Origin of the sequence: Zobellella taiwanensis (genome assembly GCF_003012795.1) — a bacterium.
GTDB classification, from domain to species: Bacteria; Pseudomonadota; Gammaproteobacteria; order Enterobacterales; family Aeromonadaceae; genus Oceanimonas; species Oceanimonas taiwanensis.
The window spans coordinates 58,297-78,747 of sequence record NZ_PXYH01000007.1; the positions used below are offsets into that span (position 1 = coordinate 58,297).

15 protein-coding genes are annotated in these 20,451 nt (G+C 64.2%); 7 read left to right on the top strand and 8 right to left on the bottom strand.

Annotation, left to right across the window (positions count from 1 at the left end):
* Positions 1-3: 3 nt before the first annotated feature.
* The 4 genes from C7I36_RS06790 to C7I36_RS06805 form a co-directional block, all read right to left on the bottom strand.
* Positions 4-375, bottom strand: coding sequence for a flagellar protein FlaG (locus C7I36_RS06790; RefSeq protein WP_106452968.1), 372 nt, complete (start codon positions 373-375; stop codon positions 4-6).
* Between the two features lie 163 nt (positions 376-538).
* Entirely contained in the window at positions 539-3,367 is a 2,829-nt protein-coding gene (locus C7I36_RS17925; protein WP_146137316.1) for a flagellin N-terminal helical domain-containing protein, read from the bottom strand.
* A gap of 651 nt (positions 3,368-4,018) precedes the next feature.
* Positions 4,019-5,284 carry a type II toxin-antitoxin system HipA family toxin gene (locus C7I36_RS06800; RefSeq protein WP_106452970.1) on the bottom strand — a complete coding sequence of 422 codons (1,266 nt, stop codon included), beginning with the start codon at positions 5,282-5,284 and terminating at the stop codon, positions 4,019-4,021.
* Positions 5,277-5,594, bottom strand: a complete 318-nt coding sequence (locus C7I36_RS06805; protein ID WP_106452971.1) for a helix-turn-helix domain-containing protein — start codon at positions 5,592-5,594, stop codon at positions 5,277-5,279. Before C7I36_RS06805 ends, C7I36_RS06800 begins: the two co-directional genes overlap by 8 nt.
* A gap of 380 nt (positions 5,595-5,974) precedes the next feature.
* Between C7I36_RS06805 and C7I36_RS06810 the strand changes: the two genes are divergently transcribed.
* A complete protein-coding gene (locus tag C7I36_RS06810; RefSeq protein WP_106452972.1) occupies positions 5,975-7,555 on the top strand; it encodes an ATP-binding protein in 1,581 nt (526 codons plus the stop codon).
* 699 nt (positions 7,556-8,254) lie between these two features.
* Here the strand turns inward: C7I36_RS06810 and ligA are convergent.
* Together ligA and zipA are read right to left on the bottom strand one after the other, a co-directional pair.
* Positions 8,255-10,294 (bottom strand): NAD-dependent DNA ligase LigA, encoded by a 2,040-nt coding sequence (gene ligA / locus C7I36_RS06815; protein WP_106452973.1) that lies wholly within the window; start codon positions 10,292-10,294, stop codon positions 8,255-8,257.
* A gap of 60 nt (positions 10,295-10,354) precedes the next feature.
* A complete protein-coding gene (gene zipA / locus C7I36_RS06820; RefSeq protein ID WP_106452974.1) occupies positions 10,355-11,404 on the bottom strand; it encodes a cell division protein ZipA in 1,050 nt (349 codons plus the stop codon).
* A gap of 292 nt (positions 11,405-11,696) precedes the next feature.
* Here zipA and cysZ point away from each other — a divergent pair, with 292 nt between their 5' ends.
* Complete coding sequence (gene cysZ / locus C7I36_RS06825; protein WP_106452975.1) at positions 11,697-12,458, top strand: sulfate transporter CysZ; 762 nt, start codon at positions 11,697-11,699, stop codon at positions 12,456-12,458.
* On the opposite strand, the gene mepK is transcribed toward cysZ, so the two are convergent.
* Together mepK and C7I36_RS06835 are read right to left on the bottom strand one after the other, a co-directional pair.
* Complete coding sequence (gene mepK / locus C7I36_RS06830) at positions 12,422-12,970, bottom strand: peptidoglycan L,D-endopeptidase MepK (RefSeq protein WP_106452976.1); 549 nt, start codon at positions 12,968-12,970, stop codon at positions 12,422-12,424. The two genes, cysZ and mepK, sit on opposite strands and share 37 nt — an antisense overlap.
* 156 nt (positions 12,971-13,126) lie before the next feature.
* Positions 13,127-14,578 carry a L,D-transpeptidase family protein gene (locus C7I36_RS06835; RefSeq protein ID WP_106452977.1) on the bottom strand — a complete coding sequence of 484 codons (1,452 nt, stop codon included), beginning with the start codon at positions 14,576-14,578 and terminating at the stop codon, positions 13,127-13,129.
* 254 nt (positions 14,579-14,832) lie between these two features.
* On the opposite strand from C7I36_RS06835, the gene cysK reads away from it, so the two are divergent.
* The 5 genes from cysK (at position 14,833) to dsdA (ending at position 20,367) form a co-directional block, all read left to right on the top strand.
* Complete coding sequence (gene cysK, locus C7I36_RS06840) at positions 14,833-15,801, top strand: cysteine synthase A (RefSeq protein ID WP_106452978.1); 969 nt, start codon at positions 14,833-14,835, stop codon at positions 15,799-15,801.
* Between the two features lie 260 nt (positions 15,802-16,061).
* Entirely contained in the window at positions 16,062-16,571 is a 510-nt protein-coding gene (gene crr, locus C7I36_RS06845) for a PTS glucose transporter subunit IIA (RefSeq protein WP_106452979.1), read from the top strand.
* Positions 16,572-16,646: 75 nt separating this feature from the next.
* Complete coding sequence (locus tag C7I36_RS06850) at positions 16,647-16,931, top strand: HlyU family transcriptional regulator (RefSeq protein ID WP_106452980.1); 285 nt, start codon at positions 16,647-16,649, stop codon at positions 16,929-16,931.
* Entirely contained in the window at positions 16,924-18,939 is a 2,016-nt protein-coding gene (locus C7I36_RS06855; protein ID WP_245880057.1) for a tRNA(Met) cytidine acetyltransferase TmcA, read from the top strand. Before C7I36_RS06850 ends, C7I36_RS06855 begins: the two co-directional genes overlap by 8 nt.
* 78 nt (positions 18,940-19,017) lie before the next feature.
* A complete protein-coding gene (gene dsdA / locus C7I36_RS06860; RefSeq protein WP_106453055.1) occupies positions 19,018-20,367 on the top strand; it encodes a D-serine ammonia-lyase in 1,350 nt (449 codons plus the stop codon).
* Positions 20,368-20,451 lie beyond the last annotated feature (84 nt).

The following is a 20,451-nucleotide window of genomic DNA, read 5'->3' on the forward strand; positions in this document are numbered from 1 at the left end:
CTGTCAGGCTCGCGTATCTATCAGGCCGCCGCTGGCCTCGGCCAGCCGGGCTACCACCTCCAGCAACTCTTCGCTGGGAATTTGCCGTATCACCTCGCCCTGGTCATCCAGCACGGTCACCACATTGCGGCCCGAGTCTTCATCCACTCGAAACTGCAAATTGCGGTTAAAGCTGCCAATAAACTCCTGCATCTGCCCGGCCATGTCTTTCAGCTGGTCGGCAGAAAGGCTGGCCTCGGCACTGGCCTGCACCGCCTGCCTGGTTTGGGTGGCCTCGGCCTGGGCCGGGGTTAAGGGGGGCGGGCTCTGGCGCGGCTGAGCATTTGCCTCGGCGGCGGTTGTTTGCGGCCGGTTGGTGGGGGCTGGAATGTCCATGGTATGGCTCCTTGAAAAGCGCGCCGTGCCGTAATCGGCTTTCAGCGCGGTAAGACCATAAAGCAAAATCCAATATTAACGACCATTTTGCTTTAGGGTCTGAACAAACTGCACAAAAGGGGCGTTGCCGCCCCTTGAAAATAAATAACGCTGCGTTAATGCCTTAGCCCAGCAGAGACAGGGCGGCCTGAGGCAGCTGCTTGGCCTGGGCCAGAATGGAGGTACCGGCCTGTTGCAGAATTTGCTGCTTGGTCAGGTTCACGGTTTCCTGGGCAAAGTCCACATCCATAATGCGGCTCATACCGGCGGCGGCGTTTTCCTGAATGCTGGCCAGGTTATTGATGGTGCTGTTCATTCGGTTCTGGAAGGCACCCAGGCTGGCACGCTGATCGTCGATGGAGGCCAGCGCCTTGTCCAGAATTTCCACGGCCTCATTGGCGCCTTCGGTGGTGCTCAGATCGATGCTGGCCACCGATTTAAAGGTGGTGCCTTCGGCCAAGGCCATGGCGCTGTCTGAACTCTCCAGGTCATTTACTGTGGCGCCCACAGACACGCTGGCAATACCGTCATCCAGCTTGGCGTTGCTGAAGTCGATGGTAAAGCCATCTTTCTCAACCGCGATACCGTTAGTGGTTTCTGTTTCCACCGCAGTTCCTGCTACCAATGCACTTGTATCACCGGTAATCTCAACCTGAGCACCGGCGGCACCTGAAGCATCAGCAGCAACCGTCAGGGCAGTATTAGCGGTATTGTGAGTGATAGTGATAACACCATCTGACTCAGAGGCTGTTACAGTAGTGCCAGCTTCGGCATTAATTTTGTCAGCCAGCTCAGCTGCGGTAGTGATTGAGCTGTCAACATCGAAGATGGCTCCATCAACCGTCATTGACATTACTCCACTGGTGACGGCAGCAAAATTATCGATTGTTACTGTTGAGTTAACACCTGCGCCACCTGCTGCAGTTGTAATATTACCGGAAGTCTTAAGGGAGGCATTGCTGTAGATTCTGTCACCTGCCTGCAATACCGAACCTGTTGCTCCGGATACATCGGCTTTTACAGCAAACTGCTCACCATTTTGACCACCGGTCAGGGTAATTTCGGTTTTATCGTCATTAAGGGTGGCGGTAATCTCGCTGCCAGCAGCACTCAGGGTGCTGTTGATCAGGTCGGCCAGCTTTTCGGTGTCGGACACGTTTTTATCAACAGTTACATCAATACCATCGATGGTCAGCTTCATGGTGCCACTGTTGACTGCATCAAAGCCTTTCAGCGTCATGGTGGCCGGTGTATCAACCGCAGCTGCCACCCCATTGGTGGAGGTTTGTTTTTTCGCTGTAGTTGAAATGTTTGCTAAGCCATCATAGGCAACACCGTTGATGGTTACATCTGTGGAAGCTGTGGTGCTGTTACCTGCGCCACCAACTTCAATATTTATTTGTGAGCCATCTTCCTTACCGGTAAAGGTATAGGTGCCGTTATCCTCAGTAACGGTATATCCGGCTTTTTCAGCTGCATCCATTATTTGAGCTTTAAACGCTTTGGCATCATTGGCACTGTTGGTACCTGTGAGGGTAATAACATCAGCATCCCCAATCTTCAATTTAAGAGAATCGCCGTTAGCTACCGTCAGCCCACTCAGTTCCATGGTGGCCCGAATGGGCTCAGCATTAATGCCATTGGTTGACGTTTGGGTTGCATTAATGGCAGTAGTACCATTACCAGCATAAGACTTACCATTGATATTGACTTTAGTGTCACTGGTAGTCGTATTGGCCGCCTCTAATTTAATCGCAATCTGGGAACCATCGTCCTTGCCGGTAAAGCTGAAGGTGCCGTCTTTTTCGGTCACGCTGTAACCGGCCTTGCCGGCGGCCTGTTCGATCTGGGATTTAAAGGTTGCAGCATCGCCAGCAGCGTCACCGGTACCATTAAGGGTGATTTTTTCCCCACCAATGGTCAGATCGAGGCTCTCCCCGTTTGCAACTGCCAGGTTACTCAGTTTCATGGTTGCCGGGGTCGATTCAGGACCTTCGCCGCCAGTAACCTTCACATCGCTCAGGCCGGAAATGCTGTTGATTTTTTCCTGTACATCGCTGGCGGACATGCCGGCGTTCAGGGCAATTTCATGAGTCTTGTCGCCTACCTTGACCAGCACCTGGCCGGCGCCGCTTTCGGTGCCGCCGGCCACCTTGGTGGTAAGGTCGGCGGTCTTGTCAAAGCTCTGGTATTTACGGCCAATGGCGGAAGAGGAAATATCCGACAGCCCCAGGCTCTGGGATTCGTTGGCGTTGGCGCCAATCTGGAACGACTTGGTGCCAAAGGCGCCGTTCAGCAGCTTCTGGCCACCAAAGGAGGTGGAGTCGGCGATACGGGTCAGTTCCGACTGCAGCTGGCCAATTTCCTTCTGAATGGAGGCGCGGTCTTCATCGGAGTTGGAGCCGTTGGCAGACTGCAGCGCCAGATCCCGCATGCGCTGCAGAATATTGGTGGACTCCTGCATGGCGCCTTCGGCGGTTTGCGCCATGGAAATACCGTCGCTGGCGTTTTTCATCGCCACACCCAGGCCTTTAATCTGGGAGTTCAGCCGGTTGGAGATTTGCAGGCCGGCGGCATCGTCCTTGGCGGAGTTGATGCGGCTGCCGGAAGACAACCGCTCCATGGAGGTGGCCAGAGCACTGCTGGACTTGTTGAGGTTACGCTGGGCGGTGAGGGCCGACACGTTGGAATTAACTGTAATCGCCATAATCGAATCTCCGTTAGGGTTCTGTTCCGGCGCGCTGGCCGGTGTTGCTTGCTTGTTCAGGTTATCGGCGCCACCGGCGGCGGCTTTAGCACTTTTTTTGCCGTGCTGCTCCGCCCGCCCGGCCGGCCCCCGCCCGATACCCTTTGTATCGGTGCCGCCGGCCAAAGCTTTAGCCCCGCCAATGCCAAGAGCTTGATCTGAGTCAAACTTTGCGCCAATAACCGCCCCTTGCGCTCGCGCGTACACCGCCGTCGTACTGGAGCAAACCTTATGTTGGAGCGCAGGCGGCCCGCCTGCATAGCGCCCAGGGGGCGCTTAAAGCTCTATTAACAACCCTTCCACTTAACGTTGCCGCTGCGCGGCAAGTGGCGGGCAAGCTGCCCGCGCCCCGGGGAGCGGGCCTTGTGTAGAGCAAACCTTATGTCGGAGCGCAGGCGGCCCGCCTGCATAGCGCCCAAAGGGCGCTTAAAAACAAACGCCCAACCCCACCGGCTAAAACGCCGCCCCCAGGTTGCCGCCGCACGCCAAGTGGCGGGCAGGCTGCCCGCGCCCCGGGGAGCGGGCCTTGTGTAGAGCAAACCTTATGTCGGAGCGCAGGCGGCCCGCCTGCATAGCGCCCAAAGGGCGCTTAAAAACAAACGCCCAACCCCACCGGCTAAAACGCCGCCCCCAGGTTGCCGCTGCGCGGCAAGTAGCGGGCAGGCTGCCCGCGCCCCGGGGGGTGTGCCTTGTTTGGGGCGAACCTTATGTTGGAGCGCAGGCGGCCCGCCTGCATAGCGCCCAAAGGGCGCTTAAAAACAAACGCCCAACCCCACCCACTAAAACACCCCCAGGTTGCCGCTGCGCGGCAAGTGGCGGGCAAGCTGCCCGCGCTCCGGGGGGTGGTATCTACAGGCTTTAGGAACACCCCAGTCGAGCCGTGTTCTGATCGAGGCGGCGTTGGATGGTACGCAGGGTATCGTGAGTCATCCCCTGTGGATACATGCTCTCGGCAATGGCCGTAAACTGGCTGGCCACATTACAAATACCGTCAATTATCCTGCCGGCAACGTCCTGGGGCACTTCGGCTTCCTCGGCAAGCCGAAGCAGGTGCGTGCGGCAAATGGTCAGCGCCTCCCCCATCACGTCCATTTGGTGATATCCACCCGGGCCCTCGCAGAAGGTCACGTCGTAAGCCGGTGCCAGTCTCCAACGGCCATTCTGTGACATAAGGTAGGCGAAGTTCTTGGGATGATCGTCTCTGTTGTTGAAGGCAATATTGAAAACAGCACGCTCGAAGGCCAGCGCCATTTCTCGCACGTCGTTGGTGCACATCTGCGTTGCCCGCAAGAAGCTGACATAGTCCAGCACCCCCGGCGTCCGGTAATCGGCACCGGTAAAGGCCGCAAGGCTTTGCATGGGGATGCGCAGGCCCTCCTTTCGATCAAAACGCTTGCTGGCAAACGCCGCCAATCCATTGGGCAGAGGGAAATACTGCGTATCCGGCGTCTCGATGCCACACCTGCGCAGGCACTCGGCGTAGACCATCTCAATCGCACACACCTCGGCATGCTCTTCCTTGGCCGGAAACTTCACCAGCCAGGCTTCAAAGCCCGGCGTAACGGCGGTGGTGAACAAATTGGTGTCGGGATTGCGATAAACCAGGGCCTTGGGCCTGGCCCCTTGGGGCGAACCGCCCACTTGCAGCAAGGTCTGCAGGAACTCGCCACCTTCTCCCTGGAGCACTTCCCGCACCTCGGCGGCAAGCTGTGCCAGCGCAATGTGGACTTCTGGCTTTTGCCCTTCGGGCACCACGGGTTCAAACGTCATGGCCCCCATCGCATTGCCACCAATGTAGGCCAGCCGCTCCAGTGGACCGATGCGCGCCGTAGTGAGCCCGCGACGCCTGAACATGCGATCCATCAGCAACATGCCCCACCCGTCCGGCAAGGCGTCATAAACAGGCCCCGGCAGCTCCAGCTGGTGGCCCGGAAAGCCTTGGCGCAACGGGGATCCCGCCAACGGCAGCGTATAGGAAGACAACTCCAGCCCCCTTTTCCTGGCTTCGTTGCTGTACTCGAACACAATCAGTGGGCGACCGGTCAGTGCGGTTGTAGAGACCAGGGTGCCCCAATGCCATCGCTCTCCCCAGCCCTCGTAAAAGACGTTCACCTGCTCAGGCATTGTTGAGCTTCCTCTTTGTTCGGAGACGCTTGGCGCTGTTTTCGTAGCGCCGGATGTCCTCAATGCTGTCCAGCCTTGGCAGGAACAGGCCTTCGAGTTCCTTGGTCCGGCCAAGCGCCATCGCTACCCGGACTACGTTCTCAAACCCGACATTGCGCCCGGCTTCCAGGTTGGACACGGTATTGGTGCCAATGCCGGCGCGCCCGGCCAACTCTGCCTGGGTCATCTCCAACGCCAGCCGCTCGGTGCGCAGGCGTTGGCAAAGCCGCTTGACGATCTCACTTGGCTTACTGAAGCTTAAATCCAACATAGCGTGCTCCAAGGCTGCTTTATAGACTTTAACTCACAAAATTATGGAATTAAAAAAACCTCCTAGCAAGTGACATCATTCTGTTTTTAGCGGCCCCAGGTTGCCGCCGCACGGCAAGTGGCGGGCAAGCTGCCCGCGGGGAGCGGGCCTTGTGTAGAGCGAACCTTATGTTGGGGCGAACCTTATGCTGGAGCGCAGGCGGCCCGCCTGCATAGCGCCCAAGGGGCGCTTTAAAACCCTTCGGCTTAAGGTTGCCGCCGCACGGCAAGTAGCGGGCAGGCTGCCCGCGCCCCGGGGAGCGGGCCTTGTGTTGGAGCGCAGGCGCGGCTTTTGGGCCGGCATGGTACACTTGGGCCCAGTCTGGCCGGCAGGAGAGCAGAATGACCAAACGCAAGTTGCCCATAGGGATACAGACCTTCGGAGAAATCATTACCGGGGGCTATTACTATGTGGATAAAACATCCTATATCCACCGGTTGATCGAGCAGGGTAAATACTATTTCCTCTCCCGCCCCCGCCGTTTCGGCAAAAGCCTGCTGCTCGACACCCTGCACCAGCTGTTCGAGACCAAGGAGCCGCTGTTCCGCGGCCTGTTTATTCACGATAAATGGGACTGGTCCCGCCCCCGGCCGGTGGTACGGCTGAGCTTTGGCAGCGGGGTGATGAGAAACCGAGAAGAGCTGGATACTCACATTCGTTATCTGCTGCGCACCAACCGGGAGCGGCTGGGAATTGCCTCCGGCCAGGCGGAAGACATTTCTTCAGAGTTTGCCGAGCTGATTCGCAAAACCCGGGAGCTGTATGGCGAACGGGTGGCGGTGCTGATTGACGAATACGACAAGCCGATTCTCGACAACATTACCAACGCCCCCGTCGCCACCGAGCTGCGCGAGGGGCTGAAAAACCTCTATTCGGTGCTGAAGGATGCCGACCCCCACCTGTGCTTTTGCCTGCTGACCGGGGTGTCCAAATTCAGCAAGGTCAGTTTGTTTTCGGGGCTGAACAATTTGAGAGACATCAGCCTGTCGCAGGATTATTCGGCCATTTGTGGTTATACCGAGCAGGACGTGAACACCGTGTTTGCCCCCGAGCTGCCGGGGCTGGATAGGGAGCTGATTAAAACCTGGTACAACGGCTACAACTGGGGCGGCGAGTCGGTATACAACCCCTTTGATGTGCTGCTGCTGTTGCAGGAGCGGGAGTTTCGCCCTTACTGGTTTGAAACCGCCACGCCGGCGTTTTTGATTAATGTGCTGGCCGAGCGCGGGCTGTACAGCCCCCAGCTCAGCCGCCTGAACACCCGGGAAGCCCTGCTGTCGCGCTTTGATGTGGACAATATCAGCACCGAAGCCCTGATGTTCCAGACCGGTTATCTCACCATCAAAAAAACCGAAGAGCTGTTGCCCGGGCGCACCGTTTATCAGCTGGGCTTTCCCAATCTGGAAGTGGAAACCAGCCTTAACGAGGCGTTATTGCCGGCGCTCGGGGTTGAGCATCTTTTTGCCGACGATCTGTTGATCACCCTGCCCGGCCTGTTAAGAAACAACGACTTTGCCGGCCTGGAGCAGCATTTTCGCTCGCTGTTTGCCGCCCTGCCCCACGACTGGTATCGCAACAACCCCATTGCCCGTTACGAGGGCCATTATGCCAGCGTGTTCTACAGCCATATGGCGGCGCTGGGCTTCAGGGTGACGGTGGAGGATGCCTCCAACACCGGCAAGGTGGACATGGCGCTGGAATTTAGCGGCCATCTCTATTTGTTTGAGTTCAAGGTGGTGGAGCAGGTGCCCGAGGGCAACGCCCTGCAGCAGCTTAAAGACAGAAACTATGCAGAAAAATACCGGGCGTTGGGCCTGCCCATTCATTTGATTGGCGTGGAGTTCTCCCGCGAGCAGCGCCAGGTGGTGGCCTTTGGGATGGAAACCATTGAGGTGAGGGCTAATAGCACGCCCACTACCTAAAGCGCCCCCAGGTTGCCGCTGCGCGGCAAGTGGCGGGCAGGCTGCCCGCGCCCCGGGGAGTGTGCCTTGTTTGGAACCTTATGTTGGAGCGCAGGCGGCCCGCCTGCATAGCGCCCAACCCCACCCACGAAAACGCCGCCCCCAGGTTGCCGCCGCGCGGCAAGTAGCGGGCAAGCTGCCCGCGCTCCGGGGAGTGTGCCTTGTTTGGGGCGAACCTTGTGTTGGAGCGCAGGCGGCCCGCCTGCATAGCGCCCAGGGGGCGCTTAAAAACCCTTCGGCTTAACGTTGCCGCTGCGCGGTAAGTAGCGGGCAAGCTGCCCGCGCTCCGGGGAGTGTGCCTTGTTTGGAACCTTATGTTGGAGCGCAGGCGGCCCGCCTGCATTAGCGCCCAGGGGGCGCTTTAAGCCCTATTAACAACCCTTCGGCTTAACGTTGCCGCTGCGCGGCAAGTGGCGGGCAAGCTGCCCGCGCCCCGGGGAGCGGGCCTTGTTTGGAGCGAACCTTATGTTGGAGCGCAGGCGGCCCGCCTGCATTAGCGCCCAGGGGGCGCTTTAAGCCCTATTAACAACCCTTCGGCTTAACGTTGCCGCTGCGCGGCAAGTGGCGGGCAGGCTGCCCGCGCCCCGGGGAGCGGGCCTTGTTTGGAGCGAACCTTATGTTGGGGCGCAGGCGGCCCGCCTGCATTAGCGCCTTGCTCCGTTACGAGGCGCTGTGCCGCTCCAGCAGTTCAATCAGCCCGTCTTCATCCATAATGGTCACGCCCAGTTCCTGGGCCTTGGCCAGTTTGGAGCCGGCGGCTTCGCCGGCCACCAGCACGCTGGTTTTGGCGGAAACCGAGCCGGCCACCTTGGCGCCCAGGGCCTGCAGGGCGGCCTTGGCGTCGTTGCGGGGCATGCGGCTCAGGGTGCCGGTCAGCACAAAGGTTTGCCCGGCCAGGGGCTGGGCGGCGGGCTCGGGAGCTTCCACCGCCGGCCAGCTCAGGCCGGCGCCGCCCTGCTCGCGGGGCCGCACCAGGGCCTCCACCACCTCCCGGTTATGGGGCTGGCGAAAGAAGTAGTAGATATGCTTGGCCACAATCTCGCCCACATCGGGCACTGCGATCAGTTGCTCCACCTCGGCGTTCATCACCGCCTCCAGGCTTTGCAGGTGGCGGGCCAGGTTGCCGGCGGTGGCTTCGCCCACCTCTCGGATGCCCAGGGCATACAAAAAGCGCGGCAGCGTGGTGTGGCGCGCCCGCTCAAAAGCCTCCAGCAGCTTGCCGGCGGACTTGTCGCCCATGCGCTCCAGACCGGCCAGGGTGGCGTGGCCCAGGGCAAAAAGGTCGGCGGGGGTGGTGACCAGATCCTGGTCCACCAGCTGCTCCACCAGTTTGGTGCCCAAGCCCTCGATGTCGAGCGCCTTGCGCGAGGCGAAGTGGCGCAGTGCCTCCTTGCGCTGGGCGGCGCAAAACAGGCCGCCGCTGCAGCGGGCCACCGCCTCGCCCTCGATGCGCTCCACCTCGGCGCCGCACACCGGGCAGTGCTCGGGAAACACCACTTCCCGGGCGTCGGCCGGGCGCCGCTCGGCCACCACGCCCACCACCTGGGGGATCACGTCGCCGGCCCGGCGCACGATTACGGTATCGCCCACCATCACGCCCAGGCGGGCGATTTCGTCGGCGTTGTGCAGGGTGGCGTTGGATACCGTTACCCCGGCCACGGCCACCGGCTCCAGCTTGGCCACCGGGGTAATGGCGCCGGTGCGGCCCACCTGAAATTCCACGTTGAGCAGCCGGGTCAGCTGCTCCTGGGCGGGAAACTTGTGGGCGGTGGCCCAGCGCGGGGCCCGGGCCACAAAGCCGAGCTGCTCGCGCAGGGCCAGGTCGTCCACCTTGTAGACCACGCCGTCAATTTCGTAGGGCAGCCGGTCGCGCCGGGCCAGGATGTCGTGGTAATAGGCCAGGCAGCCTTCGCCGCCGCTCACCCGCCGCACCTCGGGGCACACCGGCAGGCCCCACTGCTCCAGGGTTTGCAGAATGTCGTAGTGCCGCTCGCCCAGCTCGCCCCCCTCCACCAGGCCCACGCCATAGCAGTAAAAGGCCAGCGGGCGCCGGGCGGTAACCCGGGAGTCGAGCTGGCGCAGGCTGCCGGCGGCGGCGTTGCGCGGGTTGGCGAAGACCTTGCCGCCCGTTTCCCGGGCCTGTTGGTTCATGGCTTCAAAGCCCGCCCTCGGCATATAAACCTCGCCGCGCACTTCCAGCCGCGCCGGCCAGCCGCCGCCCCGCAGCCGCAGCGGCACCGCCTTGATGGTGCGCACGTTTTCGGTAATGCCCTCGCCGGTGGCGCCGTCGCCCCGGGTGGCGGCCTGCACCAGCCGGCCCTGTTCGTACACCAGGCTCACCGCCAGGCCGTCGAGCTTGGGCTCGCAGCAAAATGTCAGCGGCTGCTCGCGCCCCAGCCGGTCCATGATGCGTTTTTCAAAGGCGGCGAATTCCTCCTCGCTGAACACGTTGTCGAGCGACAGCATGGGCAGGGCGTGGCGCACCGGCGGAAACGCCGCCAGCGGCTCGCCGCCCACTTTCTGGCTGGGGGAGTCGGGGTCGAAACTGTCGGGGTGGGCCTGTTCCAGCGCCACCAGCTCGCGCATCAGCCGGTCGTATTCGGCGTCGGGGACCGTGGGGGCGTCGGCCACGTAATATTGCTGGTTGTAGAGGTTGAGCTGGTCGCGCAGGGCCAGGATGCGGGCGTGGGCGTCGTTCATGGGTGGGTTCCGCTTAAACAAAAAGTGCGGCCGAGGCCGCACCCGATATGACGTTTGAGGTTACTGGACCTGGCTGTCGTAGTCGCGCAGTTGTTCGCGACAGTGGGCCAGGTAGTCGGGGCTGAGCGGCGAACGCTCGGCGTCGAACAGCAGGGCGTCCAGCTCTTCCGCCAGGTTTTCGGCGGTTTGCACCATCAGGTTGAACTGGTTTTTGGCCATGCCGGGCCGGGGCAACTGCATGAAAATCGATACTCCCGGGCTGGCAAAGCCGCTCATCGCCTCGGGGTTGAAGGTGCCGGGCTTGACCATGTTGATCAGGCTGAACACCACCTCGCCCTGGCCGGCCGGGGTTTGGTGGCGATGAAAAATGTCCATGTCGCCAAAGTGAAAGCCGTTGGCGGTCAGCGCGCGCATCAGCGCCGGGCCCTGCAACTGCTGGTTGGGCCGGGCCATCAGGTTGATCACATACACGTCCTGCCAGGTGCGCGGCACCTGGCGCAGCACCGGCTCGGGCCGGGGTTCGGGCACAGGCTCCGGCACGGGGTCGGCGGCCGGCTGCGGCTCGGGCGGAGCGACGGGCGCCACCTTGGTCTTGGGCTCCGCCCGGGCCTGGGCCGCTGGCGCGGCGGCCCGGGGCGCGGGATGATCGAACAGGGGGTCGATATCGCCCCGGTGGTAGCGGCGCTCGCGCAGGGCCTGCTCGTCTTCCTCGTCTTCTTCCGGCTCCGGCGCGGGCGCGGCGGCGTTTGCCACCGGCACGGGCCGGGCCGGGGCCGCTTTGGGCCGGACCGGGGCCTCGGGCGTCAGGCCCAGGCGGGGCTCGTCGTCGTCATCGTCGGCAAGGGCGGAAAAACCCGGCGCGGGCTGCCAGTCGTCTTCTTCATCCCGGGGTTGGGCCGGGGCCGGCTTGCGCGAGGACACCACCCGCACCTTGCCGACACCGTCGCGATCGAAATCGTCGCCCTCGCCGTTGCCGGCGGCAACCTTGCCCAGGGGCTTGTCCCGCATCGGCGCCTGCCGTCCCTTCTGGCTGGTCCACAAGCCGTGGATCAGCAGGGCGGCGATGGCCACCGCGCCCAGAATGATCAAGATAATTCGCAAATCCTGCATTATCGCTTCTCTAAATTGATGTTCGCCGGCCAGGCCGCGGGCGAGCGGCCGCCAGTGCCTTGCCAAATACTGCGTCAAGGGTATGTTCCGGCCGCGTCTTTGACAAGAGCCCGTCGCCCGCGAGCAGGATAAAATCTCGCTTTTTCACGCTGTTATCGGCCCGGGACGGGGCCTGGCGACCGTCCCGCCCTGCGACAGCGCCCTTCGCGGCGCCAGGAGGCGCATCACGGCCTTGGCGATGCCGGCCCGGGTTCTTTAGAATGGCGGCGTCTTTTTCATCACAGGAGTGGCCATGTCCGCCTCTTATCACAGTGCCAGCGGTCCCCAATATCTGCTGCGGGGCCTGTCCCTTATCTGGCAGCCGGAGTTGCGGCTGTTCGTGCTGATCCCGCTGCTGATCAACCTGCTGCTGTTCAGCGGCGCCTTTTATGTGCTGTTTTTGCAGCTTGGCGGGGTGTTCGCCTGGCTGGAAGGGCACACCCCCGACTACCTGCACTGGCTGGGCTACCTGCTGTGGCCGCTGGCGGTGGTGAGCATAGTGGTGGTGTTTTCGCTGCTGTTTACCAGCGTGGCCAACCTGCTGGCCGCGCCCTTCAACGGCCTGCTGGCGGAGCGAGTGGAACTCAAGCTGACCGGCACGCCGCCGCCCGACAACGGCTGGGTCGGCCTGCTCAAGGATACGCCGCGCATGCTGGGGCGGGAATGGCGCAAGATGATGTATTACCTGCCCCGGGCGCTGGGCTGCCTGTTGCTGTTTTTGGTGCCGGCGGTGGGCCAGACCCTGGCGCCGCTGGTCTGGTTTGCCTTTAGCGCCTGGATGATGGCCATCCAGTATTGCGACTATCCCTTCGACAACCACAAGGTCGACTTTACCCTGATGCGCCGGGAGCTGGCCGGCAAGCGCCGCCTGAGCTGGGGCTTTGGCGCCGGCGTGGCGTTGTGCTCCAGCCTGCCCTTCGTCAACCTGCTGATCATGCCGGTGGCGGTGTGCGGCGCCACCGCCCTGTGGGTAGACCATTACCCCCAGCTGCGCACCGGCCCGGTGTCGAGATGAACGAAATTGGAGCTGGGGTAGTAGCCCACCCCGCCCACGCCCAGTTGGCGGGCGGCGCGGCGCAGCTCCGCCAGGGGCACCCCGGGCAGGCGCAGGTCGATGGCCTTGCCCTGCATGTGGTAGCTTTTTTTGGCCACGCCCTTGCCGGCGGCGCGCAGCTTGGCGTTGGTGGCCGGTGAGCGGTAGCCGGAGATAATCTGGATCTCGCCCTGGCGGCCCAGCCGGTGCTGCAGCAAAAACAGCTGATCGAACAGCAGGGGGTCGATGGCGTGCACTTCGTTGCTGCGAAAATCGCGCATCACCCGGTTGAACGAGGCCAGGCCGTCATCCAGGTAGCGGCCCTGCTCCCAGAAGGGGGCGCTGACCTTTTCCCCGGTGTGCAGGTTGTGCAGGCTCAGCCGGCGCTCCGGCGCCGAGCGGCTGGCCTGGGCCGGCAGCGGCAACAGCGCCGCCGCACCCAGCCCGCCCAAACCCAGTAAAAAACGACGACGCCCCAGGGAACCTTCCAGCATACCACCTCCATTCACGGCATATCCGGCCCGCCCGGCACCGGCCGGGCGGGCACGCAAAAACGCACAGAAACTAACCCGATAACGAATAAAACATCAACATCGTTTGGTTATAAGGAGCTTTTTGGAGCCCAAGGGCCGCCGGCCGGCGGCCCGGGTTCAGCTGCCGCGCCGGGGACTGAAGGGATCGGCCAGCTGGCGGTCGAAGTCGTAAATGTCGTCCCGGTAGCGGGGCAGGCCGTCGCTGCCCAGCCAGCCGCGCCAGTACACCATGAACACCGGCAGCGGCCGGTCCACCTTCAGCCAGCGGGTGCGGCCGGTGTCGCGCAGTTCGGCCAGCCGCTGCGGGCTCCACTGTCCCGCCAGCAGCCACTGGGCCAGCTGCTCGGCGCCCTCCACCCGCACGCAGCCGGAGCTGAGCGCCCGGCTGTCGCGGCTGAACAGGCCCCGGGCCGGGGTGTCGTGCAAATAGATGGCGTCGTTGTTGGGCAGGTGGAATTTGTAGGTCCCCAGGGCGTTGCGGCTGCCGGGCCGCTGGCGCAGCCGGTAGGGAAAGGCGTTGTACTGCAGGCTGTCCTGCCATTCCTCGGCGGGCACCACCCGGCCGTCGCCGTCCAGCACCTCGAACTGCTCCCGCTCCAGGTAGCCCGGGTCCTGGTAAAGGCGGGGCACTATGTCCTTGGTGGTAATGGAGCGGGGTACGTTCCAGGGCGGGTTGACCACCACATTGGTGATGGCGCTGTGCATGATGGGGGTGCGCCGGCTGCCCTTGCCGACGATAACGTCGCTTTCCAGCACCATGGCCTGATCCTGGTACAGGCGCAGCCGGTATTCGGGAATATTGACCAGCAAATAGGAGGCCGGCAGGGCATCGCCGATCAGGGTACGCAGCATGCTGCGCATCAGCAGCTGGGCCCGCAGCCGGGGCGAGGCGTCGAGCCAGGCGTAGGTCTGGCGGCCAATCACGCCGTCCACCGTCAGCCCGTGGCGCTGCTGAAAGCGGCGCACCGCCTCGGCCAGGGTGTCGTCGTATCCGTCGGGGTCGGGGCTGTCGGCTCCGGCGGGCAAATCGCCCAGCAGCTGCAGCCGCTCGCGTATCCGGGCCACCGCCGGGTGGCGCTCCCCCGAGCGCAGGGTGGCCCCCGCCAGCGCCGGCCAGGGCTGGTCCGCCAGGGCCAGCAGCCGGGCCAGCTGGGCGCGCAGGGCTGCATAGTCGGCAAAGCCCGGCGCCAGTTGCTGCACCAGCCGGTGGCGTTCGCCCGCCACCGCCGCCAGGCGCAGCTGCTCCCGCTCCCGTTCGGTGCTGGCCAGCGCCAGCCGGGCGGTGCCCAGATGCTGGCGCTGTTCGAACGACAACTGCCCCCACTGGCGCCAGAAGGCGGTCAGCGCCAGCAGCAGGCGGTCGTCGGCCGCGTCCGAGGCGGTGCCGGCCGATACCGCCTGCTGCCAGTACAGGGTCAGATCGGGATGCACATCGGCCAGGGCCAGCTCCAGCCCGAACTGGTGCAGTTGCAGCCGGGCCTCGGGCTCGTCCTGCCAGGAAGAGGCCGAGGCGCCCAGGCTCAGGCAGAGCAGCAACCACAGCCAGTGAACGACACCGCACTTTTTCATCGTTTGCCCCGTCGCTTGAACATAAAGGAATCCCAGGGTATCGGCCCGCCCGGGCCCTTGTTGATGCTTCCTTGATAACAGAGTCGCCGCCCCGGCACCAGCCCGGCAAGGGACAATTACCCAGAAATAAGGAATATGATTTTATCATTTAATAACATATTGTTATAACAAATCGTCACTTCTCATTCCGTCAGGAAGCATTAAGCTGACAGGGTAACCTTCTTTCTGTGACCATAACCTTAGGGACAGCCACAATGAGCAAGATTTTCGAAGACAACTCTCTGACCATTGGTCGTACTCCCCTGGTCAAACTGAACCGGGTCAGCCAGGGCCGGGTGTTGGCCAAGGTGGAAAGCCGTAACCCCAGCTTCAGCGTCAAGTGCCGCATCGGCGCCAACATGATCTGGGATGCCGAAAAACGCGGTGAGCTGGTGCCCGGAAAGGAGCTGATCGAACCCACCAGCGGCAACACCGGCATCGCCCTGGCCTTTGTGGCCGCGTCCCGTGGTTATCCCATCACCCTCACCATGCCCAACACCATGAGCCTGGAACGCCGCCAGCTGCTCAAGGCGCTGGGTGCCAACCTGGTGCTGACCGAGGGCGCCAAGGGCATGAAGGGCGCCATTGAAAAGGCGATGGAGCTGAAAGAATCCGCCCCCGAAAAATTCGTGCTGCTGCAGCAGTTCAATAACCCGGCCAACCCGGAAATCCACGAAAAGACCACCGGCCCCGAGATCTGGGAAGATACCGACGGCGACGTGGATGTGTTTGTGGCCGGCGTGGGTACCGGCGGCACCCTGACCGGCGTGTCCCGCTACATCAAGAACACCAAGGGCAAGGCCATTACCACCGTTGCCGTGGAGCCGGTGGAATCGCCGGTGATCGCCCAGGCCCTGGCCGGTGAAGAAATCAAACCCGGCCCGCACAAAATCCAGGGTATCGGCGCCGGCTTTATTCCCGGCAACCTGGACTTGTCCCTGATCGACCGGGTCGAGCAGGTCAGCAGCGAAGACGCCATCGACATGGCCCGCCGCCTGATGAAGGACGAGGGCATCCTGGCCGGTATCAGCTCCGGCGCCGCCGTGGTGGCCGCCAACCGCATTGCCGCCCTGCCCGAGTTCGCCGACAAGAACATCGTGGTGATCCTGCCCAGCTCCGGCGAGCGTTACCTGAGCACCGCCCTGTTCCAGGGCATCTTCAGCGAGCAGGAACTGCAGCCCTAAGCGCCGCCCTTGTCGCTGTCCGCCCCGGGCAGCCACGCAGCCCCCGAGCCAGCCGGACGCCGCCTCGGGGGTTGGCGTTTTTGGCCCCGCCAGCGCATTTTATCGGCATCCCCGCCGCCGCCTTGCGCCCGCGCATGTCAGCGGCCGCTAAAATCGTTATCATGGCTTACCGCGGAGCTTGCGCCGCCGGGCCCGCCTCTTTATCTCGGGAAAGGCCGTCTGTTATCATCAGCCGTTAAATCACTCCAGGAGCTTAGACTATGGGTCTGTTCGATAAACTGAAAAAACTGGTATCCGACGATGCCAATGACACCAGCGGTATCGAGATTTTTGCCCCCCTGTCCGGGGAAATCGTTGCCATCGAGGACGTGCCGGATGTGGTGTTCGCCGAGAAAATCGTCGGCGACGGCATTGCCATCAAGCCCAGCGGCAACAAGATGGTCGCCCCCTGCGACGGCACTATTGGTAAAATCTTTGAAACCAACCACGCCTTCTCCATCGAGTCCGATTCCGGCCTGGAGTTGTTCGTGCACTTTGGCATCGATACCGTTGAGCTCAAGGGCGAAGGTTTTACCCGTATTGCCCAGGAAGGCCAGCAGGTGAAAAAAGGCGACACCGTCATCGAGTTCGACCTGGCGCTGCTGGAGGCCAAGGCCAAGTCCACCCTGACGCCGGTGGTGATCTCCAACATGGACGAGATCAAGGAGCTGAGCAAACAAAGCGGCGCCGTTACCCTGGCCGAGGACGTGGTGCTGCGGGTCCGTAAATAACGCCGGTTGCGGCGCGACGAGCGAATCACGCCAAGGCGCCCCCGGGCGCCTTTTTTTGTGCAAAAGGAGACAGCCATGTTCAACTGGTTGAAAAAACTGGGCCGCTCCCCGGCCCAACGCCAGGCCGGCAGCCGCTTTGAGCCGGTCGACTACCAGGGCTACCGGATCCAGCCCGATCCCCAGGCCGAGGGCGGCCAGTACCGGCTGCGCGGCCGCATCCTGGCCGAGCGGGACGGTGAAACCCGTGAGTACCTGCTGATCCGCGCCGACCTGTTGCCGAGCGCCGAACAGGCGGCGGAGCTGATGATCGGCAAGGCCCGGCGCCTGATCGATGAAAGCGGCGACCGGCTGTTTGACTGAACACGCCGCCTGGCTGGCGCGGCTGGCGCTCAACGGCGAACGCCGGCTGCTGGTGATCTCGGGCCGGGCCGACTGGTGCGAGCGCCAGGCCGGCGCCTGGTTCGGCCCCGACGGCCTGTGGCTGGGTCCCGGCCCCGACGCCTGCGCCCCGCAGCCGCTCGGTCATATCAGCCGCCTGCTGGGCCGCGAATACCGCGTCCTGGTGTACAACGCCCACGGCGGCTTCCACCCGCAGGCCTTCGGCGCCCTGCTCGGCACCGCCCGGGCCGGCGGCCTGGTGCTGCTGCTGTGCCCGCCCCTGGCGCTGTGGCCGGCCCGGGGCGACCCGGATCTTGCACGCCATGTCGCCCTGCCGGAGCAGGCCGAGGGACTCTACAGCCTGTTTTTGCAACGCCTGGTCCGGCTGTTGCAAGAAGATCCCGAGGTACTGTTTCACTGCGAAGGCGGCCCGGCCCCGGCGCCGCGCCTGCCGCCGCCGCGCCCCTGGCGGTGCCGGCCCGACCGCCACGGCTGCCTCAACCCCGGCCAGCGCCATGCCCTGGCGGTGCTGCTGGCCGCCACGCGCCGGCGCCGGCCGGTGCTGCTGACCGCCGATCGCGGCCGGGGCAAGTCCGCCCTGCTCGGCCGCCTGGCGGCGCGCCTGGCCCGCCGCGGGCTTAGCCTGGCGCTCACCGCCCCCAGCCCGGCCACCGCCGCCCGGGCCCTGGAGCATGCCGCCGGCGGGCTGGGTTTTATCGCTCCCGATGCCCTGCTTGCCACCACCCCGCCGCTGGATGTGCTGCTGGTGGATGAGGCCGCCGCCATTCCGGTGCCCATGCTGCTGGCCCTGGCCCAGCGCTATTGCTGCGTGTTCGCCACCACAGAGCACGGCTACGAGGGCACCGGGCTTGGCTTTCAGCTCAAGTTCCGCCCGGCCCTGGCGCGCCTGGCGCCCGAACGGCGCCAGGCGCGGCTGGAAGAGCCGGCCCGCTGGAGCCGGCACGATCCCCTCGAACCCCTGGTGTTCCGCCTGCTGGCACTGGATGCCGATCCCCCGTCGCCGCCGCCGGCGGGCCGGCTGCGCTTCACCCTGCCCGAGCCGGCCGGGCTGGCCGGCGACGAAACCCTGCTGCGCCAGGTGTTCGGCCTGCTCGCCCTGGCCCACTACCAGACCAACCCGGACGATCTGCGCCGCCTGCTGGACGCGCCCGGCCACCGGCTGCTGCTGGCCTGGCGCGGGCCGGTGCCGGTGGCCGCCGCCTGGCTGGTGCGAGAGGGCGAACTGGCGCCGGCACTGGGCCGGGAGATCCGCCAGGGACGCCGGCGCCCCCGGGGCCACCTGCTGCCCCAGTCGCTGGCCTTTCATGGCGGCCTGGAAGCGGCCTGCGGGTTCAGCTACCAGAGGGTGACCCGCATTGTGGTGCACCCCGGGGTGCAGCGCCAGGGCCTGGGCGGGCAGTTGCTGGCGGAGGTGGTGCGCCGGGCGGACACCGATTTCGTCGGCGCCAGCTTTGGCGCCAGCCCCGAGCTGCTGGCGTTTTGGCAGCAGCAGGGATTCAGGGCGGTGCGCCTGGGGCTGACCGCCGACGGCGTCAGCGGCCTGCATGCCGCCATGGTGCTCAGGCCCCTCAGCGAGCGGGCCCGGGCGGTGCTGCCGGGCTGGCGGGCGCAGTTTGCCGCCGACCTGGCGTTTTTCGCCCGCGGGCCGCTGGCCGGCTGGCTGCGCCGGCACCCGGGCCTGCGGCTGTTGCCGCCGCTCGCGGATCCCCACCGGGACGCCCGGCTGGCGGCGGAGTTCGCCCACGGCCACCGGGATCTCGCCGCCGACCGCCCCTTGCTGGCGCGCCTGGCCGGCCACCGGCTCGGCCAGGCCCGGCTGAGTATTGCCGAACGGGCGCTGCTCACCGACCTGCTCGACCCCGGGGCCGATACCGTTACCCTGGCCCGGGCCCATGGCCTGGCGGGACAGAAGGCCGCCATCCGGGCCCTGCGCCGCCTGGTCGGCCTGCTGCTGGCCGACCCGCAATAATGGCGCCGCCGCCCTCTCGCAAACCCGATGGCGGCTGCTATACTGCCGAGCTGCGATTTCTTCAGGGACTTTATGTTCATGCACCAGCATCCCAGTTATTCCCCGGCGGCCGTGGCCGACCTGTGCAAACGGTTCCCCCTGCTCCAGCGGCTGATGGCGCTTGAGCCGGTTACCTGGTTCAATCCGGAGCGGCTGCCCGCCGACCTGGCCCTGCCCGGGGTCGGGCTGACCGCCGCCGACGCGGACGACGCCGCCGCCCGGCTGGCGCGCTTTGCCCCCTTCTTTTGCTCAGCCTTTCCCGAGACCCGCGCCCTCGGCGGCCTGCTGGAGTCGCCGGTGCAGGCCATCCCCCGCCTGCAGCAGGCCCTGGAGCGGCACTTTGGCCAGGCCCTCGGCGGCCGCCTGCTGCTCAAGCGCGACGATGCGCTGCCCGTGTCCGGCTCCATCAAGGCCAGGGGCGGCATTTACGAGGTGCTGCAGCACGCGGAAAAGCTGGCGCTCAAGGCCGGCCTGCTGCACCTGGACGATGACTACGCCCGGCTCGACAGCGACGCCTTCCGCGACTTTTTCGGCCGCTATTCCATCGCCGTCGGCTCCACCGGCAACCTGGGCCTGTCCATCGGCATCATCAGCGCCCGCCTGGGCTTTAGGGTCAGCGTGCACATGTCGGCGGATGCCCGGGAATGGAAAAAGCGGCTGCTGCGCGAGCACGGGGTCAAGGTGGTGGAATACGACAGCGACTATTCCGTTGCCGTGGCCCAGGGCCGGGCCGAGGCGGAGCAGGATCCCCTGTGCCACTTCGTGGACGATGAAAACTCGGTGCAGCTGTTCCTCGGCTACGCCGTGGCGGGCCTGCGGCTGAAGGCCCAGCTGGAACAGCAACAGATCAAAGTGGACCGCGACCACCCCCTGTTCGTCTACCTGCCCTGCGGTGTGGGCGGCGGCCCCGGCGGCGTGGCCTTTGGCCTCAAGCTCGCCTTCGGCGATGCGGTGCACTGCGTGTTTGCCGAGCCCACCCATTCTCCCTGCATGCTGCTGGGGGTGCATACCGGACTGCACGACGCCATTTCGGTGCAGGATTTGGGCATCGACAACATCACCGCCGCCGACGGCCTGGCGGTGGGCAGGGCCTCGGGCTTTGTGGGCCGGGCCATGGCGCCCATGCTGGACGGTTTTTACACCCTGCCGGATCAGGATCTGCTGTTTTTGCTCGGCCTGCTCGCCCGCGAGGAAGCTATCCGCCTGGAGCCTTCGGCACTGGCCGGCATGCCCGGCCCCTGGCGGGTGGTGGGCGAAACCCAGGGCTATCGCCAGCGCCTGGGCCTGAGCCCGGAGCGCCTGGCCCGGGCCCATCACCTGGTGTGGGCCACCGGCGGCGGCATGGTACCCGAGGAAGAAATGGCCCACTATCTGGCGGCGGGAGCCTAAATAACGGTGCCGAATGCTAGATCACTGCCGGCGGCGATCGGGTTCCGGTCGAGGCAGCACTATTATGATCCGCTATTTAGGCCC